Source organism: Martinezella sp. CNPSo 3795 (genome assembly GCF_057784475.1).
Window position 1 is genome coordinate 332,461 of sequence record NZ_JBXSOQ010000002.1, and the last position, 24,475, is coordinate 356,935.

Below are 24,475 nucleotides of genomic sequence, written 5' to 3' on the forward strand. Positions count from 1 at the left end.
CATAGGCAGGCGTGCGGTTCAAGCCCTCTTGAGACGCTCTCTGAAAGCAACCAGGATCAGCCCGGCCATGGACGCAAAAGCCGCGCCGGCGACAAAGGTGCTGTCAGGTCCGATCCATTCCCAGAGTCCACCGGCGAGGATGCTGGCGCATAGCAGGGCAATTCCGGAAACGAGATTGAAGACTCCGAAAGCCGTTCCTCGCAGATTGCTTGGAGAGGCGTCCGCAACCAGCGTTGCAAAGATGCCTTGGGTGAAGCCCATATGCAAACCCCAGAGCAACACGCCAAGAGCCAGCCCGGCTAGCCCAGGAACGAAAGCCAGCGTCAGATCAGCTGCGACCAGGAGCCCGACGCCGATCAAAAGCAAAGTGACGCGGTCGACCCGGTCGGCAAGAACTCCGACCGGGTATGCGGATATCGAGTAGATGAAATTCATGCCGATCAGCACAAGCGGAATTAGCATGACTGGCATGTCGAGGCTTTGGGCATCGAGCAACAGAAAGGCTTCGCTGAAGCGCGCAAGCGTAAAAATCGCCGCAACCCCCGTCACAAGCCAGTATGTGCTTGGAAGACGCAGGAGATCGGATTTTCGTAACGGAAATCTCGCGCTTTTGTTGCTGAGCGCCTTTGAAGGCTCCTTGACGAAGAAAAGAATGAGGCCGACCGCAAGGAAGGCAGGGATGACGGCGATCCAGAAAACCGTGCCGAACTGATCCGAAGTCCACCACATGAGCAACAACGCGAGCGCTGGGCCGAGGAAGGCGCCGACCGTATCCAAAGATTGCCGCAGTCCGAAGCTTGCGCCGCGCACTTCGGGAGGCGAAATATCTGCAATCAGGGCATCTCGCGGCGCACCGCGAATGCCCTTGCCGATACGGTCGATGAAACGTGCTGCTACAAGCCAGCCGATCGACGGCGCAATCGGAAAAATCGGTTTGGTCAGTGCGGCCATCCCATATCCCAGCAGGACCAGGAGTTTTCGCTTGCCAAGCCAATCGCTTATGGCCCCGGAGAATACTTTCGTGATCGCAGCGGTGGCTTCCGCGATGCCCTCGATGACGCCGACGGAAAGCGTCGAGGCCCCAAGAACGGTCACCATGTAGATAGGAAGCAGAGCGTGGATCATCTCGGAGGAGATGTCCATAAAAAGCGAGACGAAGCCTAGCGCCCAGACGCCACCGGGTATGGCTGCTGCCGGTCGCCGGCCTTTTGCGTTGACATCGACCACTGGCGGATCCTTTCGGCGCATCTTGTTCAGCCGTTTTTGTTCTCTTCGTTGGCTTCGAAAACCTGGCGCGCATAATCGTCGAGCAGGGCCTCGCAGGCTTTCAGCTTTTCGGCAGCAAACGTTGCTAATTGCGCGCCGTAGAAATCGAGCTTCTTGATCCGCTCGAACCATTCCTGAAGCTTCCTAAGATCCGTGTCTTCTTCTTCGAGTTCGGCATAGGTGAACTTCTGCTTCGATATCTCCTTCGCGATTTCCTTCTCGAAATCGTTGCAGCGTCCGATGAATTCTTGGTAGAGTTCATCACGATCTGCATTGAAGCGTTCGATCACTTTGTTGAGTTGAGCGTCATCGAGAGGTGTTGACTCTAGCAGCACGGATTCGCCACCCATCTCGGAGATATCCAATTCCGACATCTTCAGCCGTCGCAGGTTTTCGTCGCTGCGGGGGAGGAGGCAAACCCCGTTCTGAAGATAGATAGCTCCCAAGCCCTTAAGGCGCCGCCACAATGCGACCCTTCGAGCTGCAGGCTCCGAAGGCACCTTGTAGGTGAGCAGAATCCATTGACCCAAGACGTTTCTCTTTGATGTTACGGCCGTTACATTTCACACATACCATATCGGCTATGAAATGGAACCTTCAATCGAACTTTCAGGAGCACTGTTCCGTAGAAGATTGACGCCGCCCGCCCTGCATATGACTGCAGCCAAATGGTCGGCGGGCGGGGCAGGCGATGCATATCCAGAGGTTCATGGTCCGGACGCGTCATGATTATCGAGTTTAGATGGTATGGATGGCGCCATCCTAGCGGTTCCACAACCCGACGCCATGGGCAGGCATTTGAAGCCACGGGTTTTCAGCTCTACGTCAGTCAATGAGGCTATTTCCCAAAAACGACACGTTGCAGCTATATGCGAGCGTTGGCATTTGGAGAGTTGAATTTGAATCTTGTTCTCAGGCGCTCGTTGTCCGTGGCGCCCGTTCCCGGATACGAGCCTGGCGGCTTCACCTATCGCCGCGATATCGACGGCCTGCGCGCCCTGGCGATCCTTCCGGTCGTTCTCTATCATACCAGCATCCCGGGGTTTGGCGGCGGCTTCGTCGGCGTTGACATATTCTTCGTCATTTCCGGCTTCCTGATGGCATCACTGATCTCCAAGGAAATCGCGACGGGCGAATTCAGTCTCGTCCGATTCTATGAGCGCCGTATCCGGCGGATTTTTCCGGCATTGTTCGCTGTCCTGGCCACGTCTTTGGTCGCGGCATGGTTCCTGCTGATGCCAGCCGAATTTGCCTATTTCGCGCGTAGCTTGAAGGCGGCTGCCCTGTTCACATCGAATATCCAATTCGACAAGGAGAGCGGATACTTCGATATCGGCGCGCAAATGAAGCCGCTGCTGCACACCTGGTCCCTGGCGGTCGAGGAGCAGTTCTACATTCTGTTTCCCTTGCTGCTATTGGTCCTAAACCGATTTGCGCGACGGTATATCGCATCGATCCTGGCTGGATTGCTGACCGTGTCTTTCGCAGCGGGCACATGGACGTTGTTCCGGTCGCAGCCCGACGCATTTTATCTGCTGCAATTTCGCGCCTGGGAGCTGCTCCTTGGAGCGATGCTGGCCCTCGGTGTCCTACCGATGCCAAGGCGACCCCAGGTGCGAGCCGGATTGGCCTCCGCCGGCGTGCTTTTGATCGCGATCGCCGTCTTCGGCTTTAGCGAGCGGACACTCTTCCCCGGCCCGGCAGCTCTGCTACCCTGCCTTGGCGCGGCGCTGGTGATCCATGCGCGAGACGAGCTCGGGCCAGCGAGCAGAGTTCTGCGATCGCGGCCGATGGTTTTCGTTGGGTTGATCTCCTACTCGCTTTATCTCTGGCATTGGCCGCTCATCGTCTTCAGCCGGGAGGTGACGGGACGGGAGCTTTCGCCGCTGCAGGGCGGCCTGATCGTGCTGGCGTCGCTCGCCATGTCCATCATCTCATGGCGCTTCATCGAGCGGCCGTTCCGTGGACGCGGCAGCCTGGTAAAGCGCTCGCCGTTATTTGCTGGGGCACTGACCGTCGTGATCGCCGCTGCCGGATTGGGAGACTATGTCGCCCATCACGGCGGTGTACCCGGTCGACTGCCGGCGGATGTGCAGCGGGTTTATGCTTCCACTTACGATCAGAGCCGCTTCAGCCTACCGCCGTGCTTTGCTGAATCCGACACGGCAGGGCGTCCTGCTGCGGATATTCGTGCGGGCAAGCTTTGTCCGCTTGGGCCGGAGGAGGCGGCGAAACCCACTTTTCTCGTTTGGGGCGATTCCCATTCCGGCGCCATGGCGCCCGCCATCGATGCGGCGGCGAGGCAGGTTGGGATCAGCGGTCTCTTCGCAGGCCATTCGTCGTGCCCACCTTTGCCAGATGTTCAGCTCACACCGCGCGGTGATACCGAGCTTTGCGGCGATTTCAACGGCGCGGTGCGCGATCTGATTAAGGCCCAGCATATTCCACTGGTTTTCCTGGTGGCCTATTGGCCCAAATATGTCCACGATGCCGAAATGCCCAATGAGGGACCGTATTTCGATGCTTCCGTGCAGCCTCCAGTGGAGGATCGGTCGGCGTCGGTCGTCCAATCGATGGACCGCCTGATTGCCGATCTGACTAGTCAGGGCATCAAGGTCGTGCTGGTCTCGGATGTTCCCGAAATGGGGCGCTATATGCCGGAGGCCGTCGCCAAGGCGATGATGCAAGGCACGTCAACGGAGGTTGCTCCCCCCTTGGAGTATATCGAGAAGAGGCAGGCCCTCTCGCATGTGATCCTGAGCCGTGTGGCTGCGAAATATGGTGCAACGATCATCGATCCGCTTCCAGCCATCTGCGGCGGCGATCGTTGCGATGCCGTGCGAAACGGTCTGCCGCTTTATAAGGATGCCGATCATCTCACAGCGACGTTCGCAGCGACCTTGAGCTCGCTCTACGTTCCCGTGCTGTCGGAAGCTCGTCAATCGCTGCGGGCGACCTTGGATTCCTCCGGAAAGTGAGTGGGACGAGAATGTATTTCGTTTCCACGGCTGACTCATGCTGCTGGCGTACGGGGGCAGGGTGGACCGATTGGTCGATCCGTATCGGCAACCTCTCACGAAAAAGGATTGGCTGCCGTAGTTGGCGATACAGCGAAACCGATTATATGGCGTTCCTCTAACTGTCCGATCCTGCAGCGCGCGATGCGAATGCTCATACAGCCGAGAAGATGGCCATAAGTGCCACATGGATGGCAGTCGAGGCGGTTCGAATGTCGGGTTTGGCGCCACGCCAGCGAAATCAGAGACTTGTCGCCAGTGCCTCCATCCAGATCGCGACGGCTGCTGCGCCACCATCTTGGGTGCCGAGAGCTCTTTCGCCGAGATAGCTCGCGCGGCCGAGCTTCGGTACCATATCCGCCGTGCGGCGTGCGCCTTCGGCCGCGGCGGAGGCTGCCTGCCTCCAGGCCTCGGCGGCGGGCACCTTGACGCCGGTTGCCTCGAGCGCTCGCAAGGCCGGATCAAGCGCATCGAGCATGGTGCGGTCACCCGGCTTTGCTCCTCCGATCTCGCTGATGGCAGCGATACCGATCGCGAGGGCGGCGCGAAAATCTTCAGGCGAGAAGCGATTGTGCTCGCCGAGATGGCGCCCAGCCCGCGTCAACGCGATCGCATAGAAAGGCCCGGAGCTTCCGGCGATCGCCCGCCGTAGCGCATTGCCGATTGCGACCAGCGCGTTGGCGGGGTTGATCCAGGCGCTTTCGGGCAGGGCGCGAATGGCTTCGGCGCCACGAAGCATGCTCGCGCCGAGATCGCCGTCGCCTGCCTTGCTGTCGAGCTCGGTCAGATGGGCTTCGGCCGCCTCCAGCGCATCACAGACGGCGAGACCGATGCGGCGCAAATCGTGAGGGTCGAACCTGCCCGTATCGCCGAGCGGAGCTTCGCTCTCCGGCATGTTCGGCACCCGCACGATATGAGGTGCCTCCGAGATCGCGCCGCCCCGCGGCCACGCGGTCGCGGACGTATCGGCATCCAGCAGTTCGATATCGCCCTCGTCCAGGTTCAGGAGTGAAATCGAGCAACCCGGCATTTCGAGCGCCGTGAGGAAATTGCCGCTCCAGGCCCGTTCGATCCTGAGACCACGAGAACGCAGCGATGCGATCGCGCAACGGGCGACGACCGCCAGCTCCATGGGCGGCGTTGCTCCGAGCCCATTGATGAGCAATGCGACCCTGGAACCTAACGCAAGCTGCATGTCCGTGACGATCTGCCCGATGATCCTGTCGGTGATGGCGTCCGCAGGCAGATGTTTCGTGCGCTCGACGCCCTTTTCGCCATGGATGCCGAGGCCAAGTTCGATTTCGTCATCAGCGAGCGTGAAACCGGCCTTGCCGGCGGCCGGCACGATGCAGGCACCGAGCGCTACGCCCATTGTGCCGAGGCGCGACGCGGCCGACCGAGCGATGGCGGCAACCTCCTTCAGGCTCTTGCCGCTCGCCGCGGCTGCGCCCGCGATCTTATGGACAAGTACCGTTCCGGCGATGCCGCGGCGGCGCTCACGCGGCACGAGACCGGAAAGCGCCACATCGTCCGCCACGACGACGAGTTCGGTCGGGATTCCCTCGATAGCGGCGAGTTCTCCGGCAAGACCGAAATTCAAGCGGTCGCCGGTATAATTCTTCACGATCAGAAGTGCGCCCGCGGGGCCGGCGCTGGCGCGAATGGCGGCAAGCACGGCATCGACACTCGGCGAGGTGAAGACCTCGCCGGTAACAGCCGCGGTCAACATGCCAGGCCCGACATACCCGGCATGGGCCGGTTCATGGCCGGCGCCGCCGCCCGAGATCAGGGCGACCGCCCGGTCCGCGATCGCGGGTAGGTCGGCGCGCAGGACGACATTCTCCGTGTCGAGCAGCGCAAGGCCGGGCGCGAGGGCGACAATGCCTTCCAGCATTTCCCGCACCACGTCAGCGGGTCGATTGATAAGTTTCTTCATTATCCTTCATCCTATTGCTGCCTGCACGGAAGCGCTTTCAGTCGCTTCGCATCTTCCTCGATGAGCGCCAGGATCAACGGCAAAACACATATGTCGCAATTCTTCCCCCCAGGCCCGAAAACCGAGCCCGATGCGACCCTCACGCCTGCCTTCTCCAGGATCCTGTGCGCCATATCATAGCTGCAAGACGCGCACGTTCGCCAGCTATCGAGTGTCGATCCGATGATTTCGCGTCCACGCGTCGATGGAGTGATGTACACGGCTTTGTCGACTGCTATGGCGCCAGCATATCGGCGAGCGCATGCCGCATGGATTCGCTCGAAATGCCGAAGAGACCGCCATAGGGAAGGTCGAGATCCAAGATGACAAACATGACGCTCGCCACCGAGACGATGGCGACGGTGACAATGGAGCCGGTGAGCGGGTTTCTGGGGGCCTGAAGACCAAAGCTTAGGAATACCAGCATAAGCCAGAAGATCAGGACACCAAGAAACGGTGCCGAAAGCGAGCCGTGCGCGTCCTCGATCACGGTCCATCGCGCCGCCAGGAGATCACTGAAGAGCTGATTGCAACGGGTCACGAGCAACTGATGCAAGGGATCGGTGGGCCGCTCGCGGGCAATGCCGAGACCCATATCATTGAGAATTGCTCCAAGAACGGGCGCTTCGCCAGTCAAAGGCAATTTTGATATGTCGGGATATGTCACCCCCGCTGGAATTGGCTCACCTGGCCATGTGCTGGCAATGACGGCGGTTGTGTAGCCGCGCAGAAGTTGTCGCTCATGATCCAATGCAGGGCCGTAATTCCTCAGACAGCGGTCCATCTCTGCCAGGCTAGCGGCGTAGCGGTTGCGATCGTGAGACGCCGTTGTGAATGCGTTCAGCTCCGATGCCAAGAGCAAGCTCATGACGAGTGCGGCAAAAGTGACAAGAAGGGCTGTAACGACCCGGAGGAAGTCCATCGTCTCGTTGCCGCGATGTGGGGCGGGTAATCTTGCGCGCAATATCGAACCGACCGCGGCGCTAAACACGAGGAGAATAAACAAAGCCAGCGTCCACACCGCTTCGCGCTGCATCGAAAAATGCTCCAACTGCACATGGCCGTCGAGTATGTCATGTATATCGAGGAAGCGGGAGGATAAAAGCTCCATCCTTTCACGGGTGTTCGCGTAGCCCAGCAGGCCGGTATCCTTTGCTGCCGGGGGAGTTTTGAAATCAGCTATGCGACAAGTTGGCAGAATGGATCAGGTGCATACCGCGATGCACACGGACAGCCAGATCAAGGCGACTCCAAGTGCCAACGCGCGCCTGGCACCAATAACTTTCTCCGCCTCTTCTTCCGCTACCGGCGTCGTTACGATCCAGGGCACGGAGCCGAGAGCCGCGAATCCGATAATGGCTAAGGCCACGACGAAATAATCGGATATACGCCAGGGCCCCTGATCATACACTCCCCAATAGCCCAGAAAGGCCATTCCCACTGCAAACATCGTCGCGGACGCTGAGCAAAGCCCCGTGACGGAGCCCGCGGGTGCCCGCAACTTGCTTTTCTCCGGTGTTGACCCGTTCATGACGCCATATCCACGACGGCAAGTCGCCTCTCCGCATATATGTCAGGAATTGCGCGCGACGTGAAGCGATTGAAATCGCCAAAGGCCGGATCGCAAGAATGACGATCATCATGTTCGATCTCCAACCTACAATCCGTCTCTCGCGGCCTCGATTCTCTAACGCAGGATCAGTGGGCCGGCATCCAGCGCTCCAGCCCGGCTTCTAACAGACCTGATTGGTCATGAACGGAGAGGCCTCGAACATTTCAGGCCGCTTCCACTCTTATCCCCTTCACACCTTATCCGGAACCGGAGTGAGCAGTGGGTGCGGGCGGGACGTCGGCGCCCGCACCCTTCTCTTCGGCCGGTCTTTTGGTCCGGAGGAGGGACAGCACAAAGACGAAGAAGACCGGGACGAAGAAGACGGCGAGGATTGTCGCGGAGATCATGCCGCCGAGGACGCCGGTGCCGATCGCGTTCTGGCTGGCGGCACTGGGACCCGTGGCGATGGCGAGCGGTACGACGCCGAGGGTGAAGGCAAGTGACGTCATCACGATCGGGCGGAAGCGGACACGGGCCGCCTCGATCGCCGAGTCGAGCAGGGACTTGCCTTGAGCATAGTAATCCCTTGCGAACTCGACGATCAGGATGGCGTTCTTCGCCGACAGGCCGATGATCGCGATGAGCCCAACCTTGAAATAAAGGTCGTTCGGCATTTCGCGCAGGATCGCCGCCAGCACGCAGCCGATAATGCCGAGTGGGACGACAAGCATGACCGATAGCGGGATCGACCAGCTCTCATAAAGGCCCGCAAGCAGCAGGAAGACGAAGAGGATACTGAAGGCGAAGAGGATCGGCGCCTGGCTGCCGGAGGCGATTTCCTCGCGCGACTGGCCGGACCACTCGTAGCCGAAGCCGTCGGGAAGTTCGGATGCGAGGCGTTCCATCTCGGCAATCGCAGCACCCGAAGACTTGCCTACCGCTGCCTCGCCGGTGATGCGGATCGTCGGATAACCATTGTAGCCGACGATCTGCGGATCGCCCTTGCGCCAGTCGGCGGTCGCGAACGACGAGAGCGGCACCATCCCGCCGCTTGCGTTGCGAACGTTCAGCTTCATCATGTCTTCCACCTGCATGCGGCTGCGGCCGTCCGCCTGCACGATGACCTGCTGCATGCGGCCGGCATTCGGATAGTCGTTGATATAGGAAGAGCCGAGGCTTGTGGTGATCGCATCGTTGATGTCGGAGAAGCCGACGCCGAAAGTGTTTGCCTTTTCGCGGTCGATCGCCAGCATGATCTGCGCAGCCTCCTGCATCCCCTCGATGCGGACATTCGTCACCACGCTGCTCTTGGCCGCCTTTGCCATCAACTCGTCTCCGGCCTGCTTCAGCGCCTTTTGCCCGCGCCCGGAGCGATCCTGGAGCCTGAAGGAGAAACCGCTTGTCGTGCCGAAGCCGTCGATCGGCGGCGGCGACAGCGCATAGGAGGTGGCATCCTTCAATCCGGCGAGCTGTGCGTTGACGCGCTCGGCGATTTCAGGCACCGAACTGCCTGCCGGCCGCACGGCCCAGTCCTTGAGCGTCACGAAGGCGATGGCCGAGTTCGGGCCGTTTCCGGAGAAGCTGAAGCCCTGGACGGCGAAGACGTTCTCGACAGCCGGTTCTGCCCTGAAAATCGCTTCGATCTGCTTTAATGACGCGATCGTGCGGTTGGCGCTCGCTTCCGGCGGTCCCTGGATGTCGACGATGAGGATGCCCTGATCTTCCTCCGGCACGAAGGAACCAGGCAGGTTGACGAAAAGATAGCCGAGGCCGACGACGAGCGTGAGATAGACGCCCATCACGCGTCCCGGCCGCCGCGCCAGTCCAGCCGCGATCTCGGTGTAGCTCGCCGTCATTCCATCGAACTTGCGATTGAACCAGCCGCCGAGACCCTTCTTCTCATGGTGATTTCCGTTGATCGGCTTCAGGAAGGTGGCGCAGAGCGCTGGCGTCAGCGACAGCGCCAGAAAGGCCGAGAACATGATCGAGACGACCATGGTCAGCGAGAACTGGCGGTAGATGATGCCCGAGGCTCCTGGGAAGAATGCCATTGGAATGAAGACACAGGACAGCACCAATGTAATGCCGAGGATGGCGCCGGTGATCTGCTTCATCGCCTTCTGCGTCGCGGCTTTCGGGGGCAAACCTTCTTCGGCCATGATGCGCTCGACATTCTCGACCACGACGATCGCGTCGTCGACAAGGATGCCGATCGCCAAAACCATGGCAAACATGGTCAGCACGTTGATGGAGAAGCCTGTCGCATACATGATGGCGCAGGTGCCCAGCAGCGCGACCGGTACGACGAGTGTCGGGATGACCGTGTAGCGGAAGTTCTGCAAGAAGACGAACATCACAATGAAGACGAGCACGATCGCCTCGATGAGCGTGTGCACGACCTTCTCGATCGAGGCATTGACGAAGGGGCTGGTGTCGTAGGGTATCGAGTACTCGACGCCCTTCGGGAAGAATTTCGATAGTTCGTCCATTTTCGCCTTGACGGCGCCCGACACGGCGACGGCATTGCCGGTCGAGGAAAGTTGGATGGCAAGGCCAGCGCTCGGATTGCCGTTGAGCCGACTTGCGGTCGAATAGGTTTCCGCGCCGTCCTCGACGCGCGCGACGTCGCGCAGGCGCACGGTCGAGCCATCGGGATTGGCGCGGAGGATGACGTCGCCGAATTGCTTCGCACTGTCGAGCTGGCCTTCGACGATCACGGTCGCGGTCAAATCCTGGCCGATCGGATTGGGCGTGGCGCCGATCTGGCCGGCCGCGACCTGCGCATTCTGGGCTGCGATTGCCGCACCGATGTCTGCCGCCGTCAAGTGAAGACCCACCATCTTATCCGGGTCGATCCAGACGCGTAGCGCCCGCTGTGAGGCGAAGACCTGAGCCCGGCCTACGCCCGGCAAACGGCGCAGCTCTCCAAGGATATTGCGGTTGATGTAATCGCCAAGCGCGATCTCGTCCATCTTCCCGTCGGTCGAGGTCAGGGCGGCGATCAACAGGAAGCCGGCGCTCGCTTCCTCAACCTGAATGCCCTGCGTGCGGACCGCCTGCGGCAGCCGCGCCTCGACGCGTCGAACGGCGTTTTGGACGTCGACGGTCGCCTTGCCGATATCGGTTCCGGAGACGAAGGTCGCATTGATGCTCACCGAGCCGGAATTGTCGGAGGTCGATTCGAAATAGGCGATGCCATGGACGCCGTTCAGCTCCTCCTCGATCAGGCGGGTAACCCCCTGATAGATTTCCTGCGGGGAAGCGCCGGGGTAGGAGGCGGAAATGGAGAGCTGCGGCGGAGCGACGGCGGGATATTGCGCCACCGGTAATACAGGAATCGTAATGATCCCCGCGATCATGATGAAGAAAGCAAAGACCCATGCGAGGACGGGTCGCCTGATAAAGAACTGTGCCATGATTTAATTACTTTGCGGCCTGGTCTGCGGTGTTCGGCTCCGCGTTTTGTGGCGTCCATGGTTCGGCGGCGACCTTGCCGCCGGGCGTGACCTTCTGGACCCCTTCGGCGATGATGGTTTCGCCGTCCTTCAGGCCCGAAAGGACGATCCATTCGGCGCCGAGGGATGCACCGAGGGCGATATTGCGTACCTGCGCCGTCTGATCGGCGGAGAGCACGAAAACCTGGGGATTGCCTTCGGAGTCCCGCGTCACCGCCCTTTGAGGAATGGTGATGCCGCTCTTCTGGACGGCCTGTTCTATGCGCACGCGCACATACATGCCCGGCAGAAGATCGCCATCGGGATTGGGAAATTCCGCACGCAATGTGACCTGCCCCGTGTTGGGGTCCACATTCGCGTTCGAAAACAGCAGTTTGCCTGGCTTGGAATAGCTCTTTCCACCGTCGAACATGAGCTCGACGGATGCCTGTCCGTGCGCCGGGCTCTGCAGCTTGCCTTCGCTGACGGCGCGCTTCAGGGCCAGGAGGTCCTGCGCGGATTGCGTGAAATCGGCATAGACCGGATCGATCTGCTGGATAAGCGCGAGATTGGAGGCGCCTTCGGCAGTCACGAGTGTACCCTCGGTCACGAGGGCGCCACCGATGATGCCGGTGATGGGTGCTCGCACCTCAGTATAGTCGAGATTGAGCTCAGCCTCGTCGAGTACCGCTTCCTGGGCTGCGACATCGGCGTCGGCCTGTGCAAGATTGACGGCGGCGGTATCGTAGTCGACGGCCGTCGAGACATTGCGCTCACGGAGCGAGCGTTGGCGTTCCAGTTGCTGCTTGGCATTGGCCTGCACGGCCTTTGCCTTCTGCAAGGCCGCCTTGGCGCTCGCCACCCGCACCTGAAACAGTTTCGGGTCGATCCGGTAAAGGACGTCGCCCTGATGGACGAGGCTGCCTTGTTGAAAGACGCGCTCCTGGAGGATGCCCGAGACCCGAGCACGCACTTCGGAGATCCTGGTCGCGGCTATGCGTCCGGGAAGCTCGCTCATGACAGGGACCGGATGCGCCTTGATTTCCAGGACACCGACGGCGGGCGGGGGCGTTTCGCCGCTCCCCTGTGCGTACGCGTGGCCGGAAACCAGCGCGAGCATCGCCGCCGCCGCCAATATTGCCTTCCAGCAAGGCAGTTCGAATGCAGATCGCATGAATGTATTCCCAATTGGCCGTGACGCGCCGAGATCGTCGCTCCGCGTCTTGCCGGCATGAACTATCCGAAAGGAGCCGCTTCAACGCCGGGCGCGAGTGGCACTTTCGTCCGAGCCTAAGCAAACATCGGGATTGTTGTTCTTTGGTCGACGTTTTGTGGAGGTTTCATGGAGGAGGGCGGAGGAATATTGACGTGCAGGCCCGTCTGACGTTTCTTCCCGGCAAAGGAGCCCTGGATGGAAAACGCGCTGATATTGATCGTGGAAGATGAGCCGGAGATTTCCGATATCCTTGAACGCTATTTCGAGCGCGAGGGATTTCGGGTGCTGACGGCCTCGGATGGCGAGATCGGGCTTTCCCATCACCAGCGGCTGAGGCCGGATCTCGTGGTGCTCGATATCAAGCTGCCCAAACTCGATGGTCACACCGTGCTTGCCACCATTCGCCAAAGAAGCGATACGCCCGTCATCATGGTCACCGCGCTCGCCGACGACCTCGACAAGCTGCATGGGCTGCGCTCGGGCGCCGACGACTATGTGGTCAAGCCGTTCAACCCTGTCGAGGTGGTCGCCCGGGCGCGGGCGGTTCTAAGGAGGGCGACGGGAAGCGCTGCGAATAAGGTGCTGCGGGTCGGCAGGCTCGCCATAGATCCGGTAGCCCATATGGCGGTGGTGGAGGACGGCGAAAGCCGCATCCCGTTGAACCTGACGCGCACCGAATTCCGCATCCTCGAATACATGGCCGGCTTCCCGAACAGGGCCTTCGAACGCGGCGAAATCGTCGATGCCTGCCTTCCCGAGGGAGATGCGCTCGACCGCACCGTGGACAGCCACATGAGCAAACTTCGCCGCAAGCTGGATGCCGCAGGTGTCGGCGATCTTCTCAATGGCGTCAGGGGAGTGGGTTACCGCCTTGGCGACTTCGGTTAGCAACAGCCTTAACAGGCAAATCATCTGGTCGACGACGATCGTGGCTTTCGTCGCCCTGTCGGTGATGTTTTTCGGATTCCTGATCTACGGCTATGCCTACGAATGGCTATTCAAGGACTCCGCTCCGCCGGATGATTGGGCAGTCAGCGATTTCGCCGTGCTCGGCATCAACGTGGCGATCGGCCAGGCCGTCGGCGCCTATGTTGGATGGCGGCTCGCCAGGCGCCTTGTGAAGCCCCTGACGGCCGTGACGGAGGCTGCGCGTCTCATCGCGGAGGGAGACTTTGCCGGCCGGGCGACCGGCGAAGGCAGTTTTGGCGAAGCCGACCGTCTGATCAACGACTTCAACCGCATGGCGGAGGAGCTGCAAAGAGCGGAAAAGGAACTCCAATATTCAAATTCGGCGATCGCGCACGAACTGCGCACGCCTCTGACGATCCTGCGCGGCCGCATGCAGGGGCTGGCGGATGGGGTGTTCGAACCGAGCCAGGAGGTGTTTCGCGGTTTGATAGGGCATATAGATGCCCTGACGCGCATCGTCGACGACCTAAGGACGCTTTCGCTGATGAATGCCGGGCGCATGGAGCTGCAGCAATCGCGCTTCGACCTCGGAGAGGAAATCGGCGACATCCTCGAATCCGTAATGCCGACGCTTTCCAACCTCAACATCAGGATCGAATCCGACTTGCAGGAGATGCCTGTCATTGCCGACCGGGCGCGTATCCGGCAGGCCGTGCTTGCCCTCATCGACAATGTCGCGCGCTACGCTCCAGGCTCGATGCTACAGGTGACGTCGCAGGCAGTCGACAATCTGTGCGTCATCATGATCTCGGATGACGGTCCGGGCATGACGGCTGCGGAAAGCGAACGGGCCTTCGAACGGTTCTGGAGAGCTGACGATGCCAGAACACGAAGAGGCGGTGGGTCAGGCCTCGGCCTTGCCGTTGTCAAGGCCATAGCCGAGGCACATGGCGGCCACGCGACGATCGACAGCCGCAAGGGTGGCGGCACGACCGTCGTGCTGATGATCCCGCGCAGCTGAAACCATGTGAAGGCAGCAAACGCGTGTTGCAGGCGCGCGGCAATTCTCATGCGCTGAGAATCCGCCGCAACGCCTCCACCAATTCGGTTGTGCCTCGACGGATCTCGCCGACACCCTTCTCTGCGTCTATACGGCCCGCATTATGGGCGGTATAAAGTTCAACCAGCAGGCGTGCATAATCTTCGGAAAGGCCTGCCCGCATGAGGGCGGCCTGCCATTCGGTCTCGGGAAGCGATTGGGCAACGACATTGCGACCGGTCAGTGAGCCGATGGCCGCCGCAACGTCGTTCGGCGTATAGCGCCGAGGCCCTTCGGCATGAACAATCCTTAGCGCTGTGTTCTGCTTCTCCAGAAGCAGTTCGGCCGCGATCGAACCCACGTCATAAGCGGAAATGGTCGGAAGAAGCTTGGTCAGCGGATGATAGAAGCTCGGCAATCGGCCGCTCTCTGCCGCTACCTTTGCCAGGCGCGCCCAATTCTCCATGTGCTCGGCCGATCGCAGCAGGATAAGTCTTTCGGTCTTCAGCCGACGTAGCCGCGCTTCAAGCGCGTGGAAGATCAAGGTGACGCCCGTGCCGGAACTATGCTGCGCGCCATAGTCGGAAATCGCGAGAATGGTTTGTGGCTTGGCGGCTGACAGTGCCTCGCCAATGCGGTCCACCAATCGTCTCATGTCGGAATAGGCCTCGGCGGCCCGAACATCGACCGGACAGATGATCTGGACGGTGCTCGCCCCTTCGAATGCGGCCGTCAGCGCCCGATCATCATCCACATCGGCAATGGCGATCTCGCAGCCGAGATCCGAAAAAGGCTGTGCTTTCGAGCCGTCGCGCAGAATCGCGCGAACCGGAACACCTGCCTTGCGAAGGGCGGCGATGGTCGTGCGGCCAACCTTGCCGGTAGCGCCCAGAATTGCGTGCATTGCATCTTCTCCTGTCGATTGTGCCGCAGCCTAACCATGTGGGCGCATCGGATCGTGCAGGTTCGGACGGTCGATTGCAGGTTTGGACAACAATCGAAATCACGAATGCATTCGGCTCAGCATGCCGGGAGTAAGTCCGAGGATGCGCCGCATCCAATGCGTCATGTGGCTCTGATGGGCAAACCCCGTCGCCAAAGCGATTTCTGCGAGCGACATGTCGGTAGACAGGATGAGCAGTTTGGCGCGCTCGATCCGGCGCGTCAGTATATAGTGATGAGCCGGCATGCCGAAAGTGGCGCGAAAGAGTGGCTTCAAATGCGATACGCTGAGACCGACCGTCGCGGCGAGATCGCCAAGGGACAGCGACTGATCTATATGGGCTTCGATGAAATCCCTCAGGTGTCTTTGATGACGGATTGTCAAAGTTGCGCCTGTCGCGACTGTACTGACCGAAGACTGTTCGCCGCCTTCCATCAGGCGGATCGCCAGCGCCAATCCCAGCGCTTCCGCGTATGTCCTGTCCGACGGAACCGGCGCCTCGATTTCAGCCTTGATCGCCCAGGCGATCGATTCGATCCGAGAATCCCGAAGCTGGAATTTTGGCGACAGGGAGATGGTATCCGGATTTCCGCCGAGTGCTTCCGCAGCCGATTGAAGGAGTTCCTGCTGGATATTCAGGCGCAGAATGGTGCAGTCCCCGTCGTCCTCCCACCAGCCATCCAGCCCGGCAGGGACGATATCGATATCTCCGTGCGATTGACGACGGTGGTATTGGCGGCCGTCGCATTCGCAAAAAGCATTCACGGCCCGTCCGAAATGAATGCCGAGCCGATGCGTCTGCGACCCCGGCACATGGGTACGGCCGGCCTTGATATGAAGGAAATTCGCCTCCAAGCCCTTCCAGCCGCGATCCTTGCTGGAGAGGAGGGTCGCGGCGGTGCTGCTGAACTGGTCCATGATTGTGTGCTTCCGCCAAATCCCACGTCCGGAATGGAGGACGATCCCGGGAATATAGTTAGGCCGATGCTTTCGGTCGAGCCATCTTCGGATCACGCCTACGCCAATGATCCAATATTCGGCTCAGGAAGAGCCGATGTCGATGTTCGAGCCTGTCACCGATCTTGCCTCGTGTGCCACAGTCGCGGAATGTAGATCGTCGATTGCTGAATTTCGTAGCGCGTTTCAAAATGGCCTACGAGTAGCGGTCTGACTTCGCGTGGCCCGAACTCGAAGAGCCGCTCGCCGATTCTCGGGTTCTCGTTGAAGTCGCCGGCAAAGCGCGCCTAACGATAAAACTCCGACGGCGGCTTGCCGAAGTGCCGGCGGAACATGGCGGTAAAAGCGCTCTGGCTGGCGTAGCCGCAATCGAAGGCGACGTCGATGATGCGTTCGCCATTCGCCAGTTTGCTCAACGCGGACAGGAGGCGTGCCTGTTCGCGCCATCGCGCGAAGCTCATGCCCGTTTCCCTGGCGAAGAGGCGGTGCACCGTCTTGGCCGTTACATTCAAACGTTCGGCCCATTGCCCCACGGTCGACGTGTCGGCAGGATACGCGGTCATCGCCTCGCATATCCGTTTGATACGTTCATCCTCCGGCATGGGAAGATGAAGGGGCAAGACATCGGAGACACGCACTTCATCTAGGAGCAATTGCATGAGACGGTCGTCTCGACTGCCTTCCCCATAGTCGAGCGGAACTTGGACGGCGGCAACGATCAGCTCGCGCAACAGCGGCGAAACCTCGATGACACAGCTTTCCGCCGGCATATGGCGGATTGCCGTCGCATCGATGAAAACGGTTCGGATCTTGACCTCGCCGGACATCTTCACGTCATGCTCCAGCCCGGCGGCGAGCCACAGCGCCCGGTTCGGCGGCACCACCCATGATCCTTCCGCCGACCGCACGATCATCACCCCCTCGATCGCATGGAGCAACTGGCCGCGCGGATGCGAATGCCAGCCGGTGGAGGCGCCGTCAGGATAGTTGACGTCCATGGCCGCCATGGCGCGATGGGTATTATGAAACTCAAGATGTTTGCGCGTCGGATCGCTTTGCATGTCCCAATTTCTACAATCATGGTCCTCATAGAGCGATACGGACCGGCTTCAAGACGATAAGCCATGGCCTTCGAATTGGTCCATGGTTATCGCACATGAAAAACAACCTCGCATTCCTCTATCCCCTCGTCGCCATCGTCCTCTGGTCCGGAAACGTCATTGTCTCCCGGCTGTCAGCGCACACGATCGGACCGGAGGCAATCACCTTTTATCGGCTGCTTCTCGCCGTCTGCTTGATGAGCACCTTCGTCGCCATCCCCGCCTGGCGAAACCGCTTCGTCATCTGGCCGCATCTCGGGCAATTCGCCATTCTCGGCTTCCTTGCCATGTGCTTCTTCCAGAGCCTGTCCTATCTGGCGGCGGAAACGACCACGGCGACAAACATGGCGGTGTTCACGGCCTTGACGCCACTGCTTACGGTGGCCTTGAGCGCCTTTGTGCTGAAGGATACGCCGACCGTCGGCATGGTCGGCGGCGGCGTTCTGTCGCTTGCCGGGCTTGTCTATCTGGTGAGTGCCGGCGATCCGACGGCGCTTGCTCGCGATGGCGTGCATCTCGGTGATCCGCTGATGTTCATAGCGGCGCTGAGCTATGCCGTGTATGGGGTTCTGCTCAAGCGCTGGAGCCTCCCAGTCGCTGGCTGGCAATCGACCTATATGCAGGCGATCTGCGCTCTGGTCATCATGTTTCCGGCGTTCCTGGCAACGCCTGCGCCCTTGCGTTCGCTGAATGCCGAGACCTTGCCGCTGATTGCCTATGCCGGGGGCCTTGCCTCCGTCGTTCTTCCGTTCCTGTGGGTGCGCGGCGTCCACATTCTCGGACCCAATCGTTGCGCGGCTTTCATGAACCTCTTGCCGGTCTTCACCGCGCTCGGCGCCATCGTGATGCTCGGCGAGCCGGTGCACGCCTACCACGTCATCGGCGGCGGCGCCGCTCTGGTGGGTGTCGCCTGCGTCGGGCTTTTCCGCCGGCCGTTGCGCGGCCCATCGCCAATTGTCGCCGAGATCGTCGAGTAACGGTCTAACGCATGGCAAGTGGACGCGGACTCGTTGGAGGCCGCGTCCATCTCTGTCGGTCGAACGTCACTTCCAGCTCGTATAGTCCGAGGCGGTACAGCCAAAGGGCGCGCGTTGATCACCGAAGCGCTTCTTTAGCTGATCGCAGCCCCAGCGGTTGAGGGGCGTCGGCATCATATTGTTGAGATCCATGGCGGGCGAGGTGAATTGCGAACTGGCACTGGTCACATACCAGACCCAGTAGCCGAAAATGCCGGCGATGAAGAGAAGTACGACCAGGAAAACCCTGGCAAGCCGCGCCATGACGGACGGCCTTTTCTTCCCTTGTGCCACGAGCTGCGGCGGATGACCGCCAAGTTCCGCTGTCAGGGGCGCGAGAATACCGGCACGTTCCTCCGCCGGCATGTCGATCCGCTCCAGTCGGCTGTCCAAAAGTACTGGGAGAGCCGTATTTCCATGCCAGACGGCGAGCGCCACGGCCTTGCCGTCCTTTGCACCGACGACCAGGGGTTCCTGTCCTGGCTCGAGGTTCGTATGGGCCACGCGCCCGGTTTTTCTGCCGGCGATCTTGTCGGTATAGGTCACCGTCAGCCGCTTGCCTCGCCGCTGGAAGGCTGTGATTTCCACCGGGACCGGCTCGAGCTGAGCAGCCCGGCGCAATTGCCCACGAACACGCCAGACACGCAGGATCTGGAAGATCATGGCGATGCAGGCGCCCTCAAGAAGGGCGACGAACACGGCAAGCGTTATGATCCGGTTCCACAGCATATCCAGCCCGAGGCTGAGGGTCGCCAGGTCCGGATGGTCGCCGGAGATGACCAGGTCCGTGTCATAGTCACCGACATGGATATCGACGAACATGATCTCCACATCCTTGTCATAGGCCTGGCCATCGTAGACGTAGTTGAGATGCGCCTCGCAGGTTGTGAAGAAGCCCTTCCGGGTCGAGCATTTCCCATCGCGGATATCGCCGTTGGCCAGCTTGACGGGATTTTGGCTGATCGTCCAATCCCTCAATATGCCCGGCACTTCGGAAACAGCCATGAAAACCGTCAGGCCGATCAGGATCGGCAGGGAGAAATAGACGGCTTTCGGCATTGAAATAAGGTTCTGGCCAAGCCTCAGGGCTCTCTCTGGAAGTTTGATTGTCGGGAATGTCATTGTCTGCCTGAAACTCCGAGTGATTGTGTGGGCATCCGCAAAGCAGGAAGCGAAGCAGAGGCCTCGCAAAATTTCGGGAGTCCCACTTTGCGCCCACAGCTGCGGCGCGAAGAAATAGACACTCTACCCAATGACTCAATACCCGGTTGTAGGCCATTCGACGAATTCATGGTGATGCTAGAGTAAACCCGTCTGGGTGTGACCTTTTTGTACCGCAACCTTGACCGGTACGGACGAGTCCGTCGGGAGCGCATCGCGATCTCTCAGATTCGTTTCTCGCCCTTAAGACTTCTGATCTCGCGCATGTCGGTGTCACAAAAACGCTGCGCATTTTTGCGCGTCATGCTTTAGCTTCCGCATCCATATGGATTTTCCAGACCGAAGAAGGATATCAATATGACCAATGCCGCCTGGCATGCAGAGCCGCTAAGTTGGGGTCACGGACCTCGTATATTCGAGGTTTTCCTGGAACCGACCTGCCCATTCTCGGTCCGGGCCTTCAACAAGCTCGATGCCTTGCTGGCGCTGGCGGGCGAGGACAGGATCACCATCAGGATCCGCCTGCAATCGCAGCCCTGGCATATGTATTCGGGTGTTCTGGTGCGCTGCATCCTTGCCGCGTCGACGCTTGCCGGCGGCAGGGAAACCGCAAGGAAGGTGATGGCCGCGATCGGGGCGCACCGCGAGGAGTTTGAATTCGCCCATCACGCGGGCGGGCCGAATATGGATGTGACGCCGAATGAACTGATCGAGCGGCTGGAGCGCTACAGCGGTATCAAGTTGAAGGAGGCTTTTGCCATCCCGGATCTTGATCGGGAGATCAAGTGGCACTGCAAATATGCCCGGCAGAACGGCATTCACGTTTCCCCGACCTTCATGATCGACGGACTGGTGCAGACCGACATGAGCAGCGGCGATGACGTCGAAGCCTGGGTGAAGAGAATCTCCGCCTCGTGAAAGCCAGAGGGCAAGGCGCCGATGTTTCCTCCATGGGCCCTCGCTCCAGAGGGCCCTTAGTCTTCGACGTTCGGCAGCAGGATCGTCAAAAGTCCGATCAGCGGCAGGAAGGCGCAAAGCTCGAATACGAACTCGATGCTGGTGTGGTCGGCAAGCACGCCAAGCGCGGCAGCGCCGATGCCGCCCATGCCGAAGGCGAAGCCGAAGAACAGGCCGGACACCATGCCGACACGACCCGGTAGCAATTCCTGCGCGTAGACGACGATCGCGGAAAAGGCCGACGCAATGACGGTGCCGATGATCGCGCTGAGAATGATCGTCGTTTCGAGATTGGCATGGGGCAGAACGACGGTGAAGGGCAGGATGCCGAGGATCGAACCCCATATGACCTTCTTGCGGCCGATGCGGTCGCCCACGGGGCCGCCGACCATCGTGCCGACGGCGACCGCGGCGAAGAACACGAACTGGCAGAGCTGAGCCGTCCGTTCCGTCACGCCGAACCGTGCCATGAGATAGAAATTGTAGTAGCTGGTGAAACTCGCCAGATAGAAATACTTCGAGAAGATCAGCGCGATCAGGACGGCAATGGCAAGACCGACGCGGGTGCGCGACAGGCTCAGCGCCTTATGGGGCTTGCCAGATTTCGCCGGCGCGCGCAGATGGCTGCCATTCAGCTGATACCAGCGGCCGAGGCCAGCAAGAATAAGAATGCCGGCAAAAGCCAGGCTCGCAAGCGCCGCCATTCCATGCTGGCCATGCGGAAGGATGAAGAAGGCTGCGAGCAGCGGGCCGAGTGAGGTGCCGAAATTACCGCCGACCTGGAACAGGGACTGGGCGAAGCCATGCTTTCCCCCTGATGCCAGGCGGGCGATGCGGGAGGCTTCCGGATGGAAGATCGAGGAGCCGAAGCCGAGCAGTATCGCACCCATGAGTAGCGCTGGGTAATTGGGCGCCATGCCGAGCGTGATCATGCCGGCGCAGCTGCAGATCATGCCGAATGGCAATGAATAGGGCTGGGGCCGTCCATCCGTGTACCAGCCGACGAAGGGTTGCAGGATCGAGGCCGTGATCTGGTAGACGAATGTCAGCACGCCGAGCTGGGCGAAGCTCAGGTCAAAGCCAGTCTTGAGCACCGGATAGCTTGCCGGCAGCAATGCCTGGGTGACGTCGTTGATGAAGTGGCCAAGGCTCGCCACCATAATGACCGGATATATCGTCGTAGCCGCGCGGGGCGGATTCATCACCTGGCTCATGATCGTCACTTTTCAATGTTTCGTCGCGCTGATATTAGAAAACAAAATTGCCCGCTACCGCGACAGGGCGTAATTCTTACGAGACTGGGCCAGAATGGTCAGGAACAGCCGCATAGATCCATTCATCGATGTCGACCGGCCACTCATCGCCCTCGGCAACGAGTATGGCGACGGCCACCGCGTCGAACCGCACCAGCATCGCCGTGCCCAACTGCTCTACGGGTTTTCCGGCGTCGTGGTCGTGACCACGCCTGACGGCACGCTCGTCATGCCGCCGGAGCGTGGGATGTGGATCCCTCCGGGCGTGATCCACAGCGTTCGCATGCTCGGAAAGGTCAGCATGCGCAGTCTCTACATTGAGTCGGAAGCGATCAAGACGATGCCGGATCACTGTCAGGTGGTCGAAATCTCGCCCCTGCTGCGCACGCTCATCGCCGAAGCCGTCGATATTCCGGTCGATTACGACGTCAATGATCGGGCCGGCGCCCTGATGGCATTGCTTCTGCACGAACTGGCAAGGTTGAGGCCGTTGCCCTTATCCCTGCCGATCCCGCGCAACGGGACGCTGGCTGAGAAATGCCAGGATTTCCTCAGGCGGCCGGCAACGCATGATACGATCGATCTATGGGCCAGCCACATGCGCATGAGCCGCCGCGCGTTTACCCGCATGTTTCGCCTGGAGACGGGGCTGAGCTTCGTCAAATGGCGCGAGCAGGCCTGTCTGCATGCCGCGCTTCCGCGGCTTGTCGCCGGCGTGCCGGTGACGACGATCGCGATTGACCTTGGCTATAAGAACCCGGCCGCCTTCACGACCATGTTCAAGCGCGCCTTCGGTTGTTCGCCACGCGAAATGGCGCGCCAGCACGCTGGAAGCGGCTCCGCCGTTGCGAGTCCCCAGCCATGACCATCATGTCGCGTCGAGATAGGGCTTCAATGGCATGTCGTCGTGCCTGGGCACCGTCTGCCGTTCAATCATGTGGTGGATGACGGGCGGGCGGTTGCCGCGATGCAATCTGTCCAGGCGTTCGGCGACCTCGACATCGGCATGCGTCTGGCGCTGGCTGTGGCGAACATAATCGATCCAGGTCGGCAGATGGTAGCTTTCCGTCCAGGTGTTCGGCTTTTCCAGATCGCGCAACAGCGACCATTGCTTTACCCCGTCGCGGATTCTCATCCGGCGACGCTGGGCCATGACGGCTAGAAATTCCGCCACATCCTCCTGATCGATGTCGTAGTCCACCATGACCAGGATGGGGCCGCTTCTGGAACGCAGGTCGAGCTGCAATTGTGGTTCGCTGAAGGTGTTCGTCGGATCGAGATTAAGCGATTCGAAATCCGGCTGGCGCAGCAGCAGGCCAAGCAGCCCGCCTATTGCCAGGCCGACGCTTGCGATGAAAAGCGCGCCCGTGACGCCGTGGGCGTCGGCCAGTGCACCCCACAGCCAGCTTCCGACCGCCATACCGCCAAAGGTCGCGGTCTGATAGAGCGACAGAGCGCGGCCGACCACCCAGCGTGGCGTGGAAAGCTGGACCGTGACATTGAAGAGCGAGAAGGCCTGCACCCAGGCGACGCCGGCCGGCATGAGAATAAGGCAGCTCAGCCATACCTGATTGCTTAGCGCAAGCAGGAAACAGCTCACCGCCAATGTGAAGAAGGCACCGCGGATCACCCATTCATTGCTCAGGATATCGCGGATGCGGCCGATCAGCATCGCGCCGCAGATGGCGCCAAAGCCGAAGAAGCCGAGCATGATGCCGTAGGTGATCGCCGTGCCGTGGACATGGTCGCGTGCCACGAGAGGCAGGAGCGCCAGGATGACGATCGCGGTCAAGCCGAAGACGAAACTGCGGCACATGACCTTGAGAAGGTTCGGCGACATCAGCACATAGCGAAAGCCTGCCGACATCGCGCTGCCGAACGGCTCGCGCGGCAGCGTGTTGCGGGCGGGCGCGGTCTTCCAGCGCCATAGGGTGATGATGAGCGCGAAGTAACAGAAGACATTGAAGAGGAACGCGAAGGCCGCACCGGCTGCCGCGACGATGACGCCGCCGATCGCCGGCCCGATACTGCGCATGAGGTTGTAGCTCATGCTGTTCAGCGCGACCGCACCCGGCAGGTGCTCGCGTGGCACGACATCGCCCATCGACGCCTGCCATGATGGATTGTGAAGCGCGCCGCCGCAGCCAATCAGGAAGGTGAAGCAGAGCAAAAGCCAAGGGGTTAACGCATTGCTGTAGGACAGGATCGCCAGCGTCGCCGAGACCGAGAGCATCAGCGTCTGTGCAATCAGCATGATCCGCCTGCGGTCGTAATTGTCAGCCAGCGCTCCGGCAGCAAGCGAGAAGATCATGACGGGCAGGGTGGTGGAGGACTGAACGAGCGCCACCATGCCATGTGATGTCGCAAGGCTGGTCATCAGCCACGCGGCACCGACGCCTTCGACCAATCCGCCGAGATTGGAGATGAGCGTTGCCGACCAGAGAGAGCGGAAAGTCTTCGATTGGAACGCGACGAGCGGAGAGGGTCTATTGGGCATGTGGGCTTTTCTTCGCAGGATTATCTTGCTCGGCGGCGCAGCGGGCTTGCTCAAAGCGCAAGCGCAGCCGAGTCGAAATCGAGCCTATAGTGATTTGCTAATTTCCGAAACGATTTTGGAATAATATTCTCGCCAATAGAGGCGGAATTCAGCAATCGCATGAATGAAGTCTCGGACGGCAAA

Annotated in this window: 19 protein-coding genes and 1 pseudogene; 6 read left to right on the forward strand and 14 right to left on the reverse strand. The window is 60.4% G+C overall.

What is annotated here, in order from left to right; translation table 11 throughout:
• Nucleotides 1-18 precede the first annotated feature (18 nt).
• Both AC13QY_RS06455 and AC13QY_RS06460 read right to left on the reverse strand, forming a co-directional pair.
• Nucleotides 19-1,227 (reverse strand): MFS transporter, encoded by a 1,209-nt coding sequence (locus AC13QY_RS06455; RefSeq protein ID WP_488492961.1) that lies wholly within the window; start codon nucleotides 1,225-1,227, stop codon nucleotides 19-21.
• Nucleotides 1,228-1,253: 26 nt separating this feature from the next.
• Nucleotides 1,254-1,796, reverse strand: a complete 543-nt coding sequence (locus AC13QY_RS06460; protein ID WP_488492962.1) for a Chromate resistance protein ChrB — start codon at nucleotides 1,794-1,796, stop codon at nucleotides 1,254-1,256.
• 369 nt (nucleotides 1,797-2,165) lie between these two features.
• On the opposite strand from AC13QY_RS06460, the gene AC13QY_RS06465 reads away from it, so the two are divergent.
• Nucleotides 2,166-4,244, forward strand: coding sequence for an acyltransferase family protein (locus AC13QY_RS06465; protein ID WP_488492963.1), 2,079 nt, complete (start codon nucleotides 2,166-2,168; stop codon nucleotides 4,242-4,244).
• Nucleotides 4,245-4,524: 280 nt separating this feature from the next.
• Here the strand turns inward: AC13QY_RS06465 and AC13QY_RS06470 are convergent, their stop codons facing one another.
• The 5 genes from AC13QY_RS06470 to AC13QY_RS06490 form a co-directional block, all read right to left on the reverse strand.
• Nucleotides 4,525-6,219: a dihydroxyacetone kinase family protein gene (locus AC13QY_RS06470; protein WP_488492964.1), complete on the reverse strand. Its 1,695-nt coding sequence runs from the start codon at nucleotides 6,217-6,219 to the stop codon at nucleotides 4,525-4,527.
• A gap of 274 nt (nucleotides 6,220-6,493) precedes the next feature.
• Nucleotides 6,494-7,294, reverse strand: a complete 801-nt coding sequence (locus AC13QY_RS06475) for a bestrophin-like domain (RefSeq protein WP_488492965.1) — start codon at nucleotides 7,292-7,294, stop codon at nucleotides 6,494-6,496.
• A 168-nt stretch (nucleotides 7,295-7,462) separates the two neighbouring features.
• Nucleotides 7,463-7,789 (reverse strand): hypothetical protein, encoded by a 327-nt coding sequence (locus tag AC13QY_RS06480; protein WP_488492966.1) that lies wholly within the window; start codon nucleotides 7,787-7,789, stop codon nucleotides 7,463-7,465.
• A gap of 278 nt (nucleotides 7,790-8,067) precedes the next feature.
• On the reverse strand, nucleotides 8,068-11,226 hold the full coding sequence (locus AC13QY_RS06485) for a multidrug efflux RND transporter permease subunit (protein ID WP_488492967.1): 3,159 nt from the start codon (nucleotides 11,224-11,226) through the stop codon (nucleotides 8,068-8,070).
• A gap of 7 nt (nucleotides 11,227-11,233) precedes the next feature.
• The gene (locus AC13QY_RS06490) at nucleotides 11,234-12,418 is read right to left on the reverse strand and encodes an efflux RND transporter periplasmic adaptor subunit (RefSeq protein ID WP_488492968.1); all 1,185 of its coding nucleotides are present in this window, start codon (nucleotides 12,416-12,418) and stop codon (nucleotides 11,234-11,236) included.
• 237 nt (nucleotides 12,419-12,655) lie between these two features.
• Between AC13QY_RS06490 and AC13QY_RS06495 the strand changes: the two genes are divergently transcribed.
• Complete coding sequence (locus AC13QY_RS06495; RefSeq protein ID WP_113331726.1) at nucleotides 12,656-13,348, forward strand: response regulator; 693 nt, start codon at nucleotides 12,656-12,658, stop codon at nucleotides 13,346-13,348.
• On the forward strand, nucleotides 13,332-14,390 hold the full coding sequence (locus AC13QY_RS06500; RefSeq protein ID WP_488492969.1) for an ATP-binding protein: 1,059 nt from the start codon (nucleotides 13,332-13,334) through the stop codon (nucleotides 14,388-14,390). Before AC13QY_RS06495 ends, AC13QY_RS06500 begins: the two co-directional genes overlap by 17 nt.
• A gap of 46 nt (nucleotides 14,391-14,436) precedes the next feature.
• Here AC13QY_RS06500 and AC13QY_RS06505 read toward each other — a convergent pair whose 3' ends face one another.
• From AC13QY_RS06505 to AC13QY_RS06520, 4 genes and pseudogenes are all read right to left on the reverse strand, one after another.
• Complete coding sequence (locus tag AC13QY_RS06505) at nucleotides 14,437-15,312, reverse strand: NmrA family NAD(P)-binding protein (protein WP_488492970.1); 876 nt, start codon at nucleotides 15,310-15,312, stop codon at nucleotides 14,437-14,439.
• Nucleotides 15,313-15,411: 99 nt separating this feature from the next.
• Nucleotides 15,412-16,269, reverse strand: coding sequence for a helix-turn-helix domain-containing protein (locus AC13QY_RS06510; protein ID WP_488492971.1), 858 nt, complete (start codon nucleotides 16,267-16,269; stop codon nucleotides 15,412-15,414).
• A 155-nt stretch (nucleotides 16,270-16,424) separates the two neighbouring features.
• A pseudogene (locus AC13QY_RS06515) lies at nucleotides 16,425-16,677 on the reverse strand (type II toxin-antitoxin system RelE/ParE family toxin).
• The gene (locus tag AC13QY_RS06520) at nucleotides 16,596-17,369 is read right to left on the reverse strand and encodes an AraC family transcriptional regulator (protein ID WP_488492972.1); all 774 of its coding nucleotides are present in this window, start codon (nucleotides 17,367-17,369) and stop codon (nucleotides 16,596-16,598) included. Before AC13QY_RS06520 ends, AC13QY_RS06515 begins: the two are co-directional and overlap by 82 nt.
• Nucleotides 17,370-17,464: 95 nt before the next feature.
• Between AC13QY_RS06520 and AC13QY_RS06525 the strand changes: the two genes are divergently transcribed.
• Entirely contained in the window at nucleotides 17,465-18,385 is a 921-nt protein-coding gene (locus AC13QY_RS06525; protein WP_488492973.1) for a DMT family transporter, read from the forward strand.
• A gap of 66 nt (nucleotides 18,386-18,451) precedes the next feature.
• On the opposite strand, the gene AC13QY_RS06530 is transcribed toward AC13QY_RS06525, so the two are convergent.
• Nucleotides 18,452-19,546, reverse strand: coding sequence for a hypothetical protein (locus AC13QY_RS06530; RefSeq protein ID WP_488492974.1), 1,095 nt, complete (start codon nucleotides 19,544-19,546; stop codon nucleotides 18,452-18,454).
• A gap of 396 nt (nucleotides 19,547-19,942) precedes the next feature.
• On the opposite strand from AC13QY_RS06530, the gene AC13QY_RS06535 reads away from it, so the two are divergent.
• A complete protein-coding gene (locus tag AC13QY_RS06535; protein ID WP_113331733.1) occupies nucleotides 19,943-20,503 on the forward strand; it encodes a thioredoxin in 561 nt (186 codons plus the stop codon).
• A gap of 56 nt (nucleotides 20,504-20,559) precedes the next feature.
• Here AC13QY_RS06535 and AC13QY_RS06540 read toward each other — a convergent pair whose 3' ends face one another.
• Nucleotides 20,560-21,756, reverse strand: coding sequence for an MFS transporter (locus tag AC13QY_RS06540; RefSeq protein WP_113331734.1), 1,197 nt, complete (start codon nucleotides 21,754-21,756; stop codon nucleotides 20,560-20,562).
• A gap of 94 nt (nucleotides 21,757-21,850) precedes the next feature.
• Between AC13QY_RS06540 and AC13QY_RS06545 the strand changes: the two genes are divergently transcribed.
• Nucleotides 21,851-22,660, forward strand: a complete 810-nt coding sequence (locus AC13QY_RS06545; RefSeq protein WP_488492975.1) for an AraC family transcriptional regulator — start codon at nucleotides 21,851-21,853, stop codon at nucleotides 22,658-22,660.
• A 3-nt stretch (nucleotides 22,661-22,663) separates the two neighbouring features.
• On the opposite strand, the gene AC13QY_RS06550 is transcribed toward AC13QY_RS06545, so the two are convergent.
• Complete coding sequence (locus AC13QY_RS06550; RefSeq protein WP_488492976.1) at nucleotides 22,664-24,292, reverse strand: MFS transporter; 1,629 nt, start codon at nucleotides 24,290-24,292, stop codon at nucleotides 22,664-22,666.
• Between the last annotated feature and the right edge of the window lie 183 nt (nucleotides 24,293-24,475).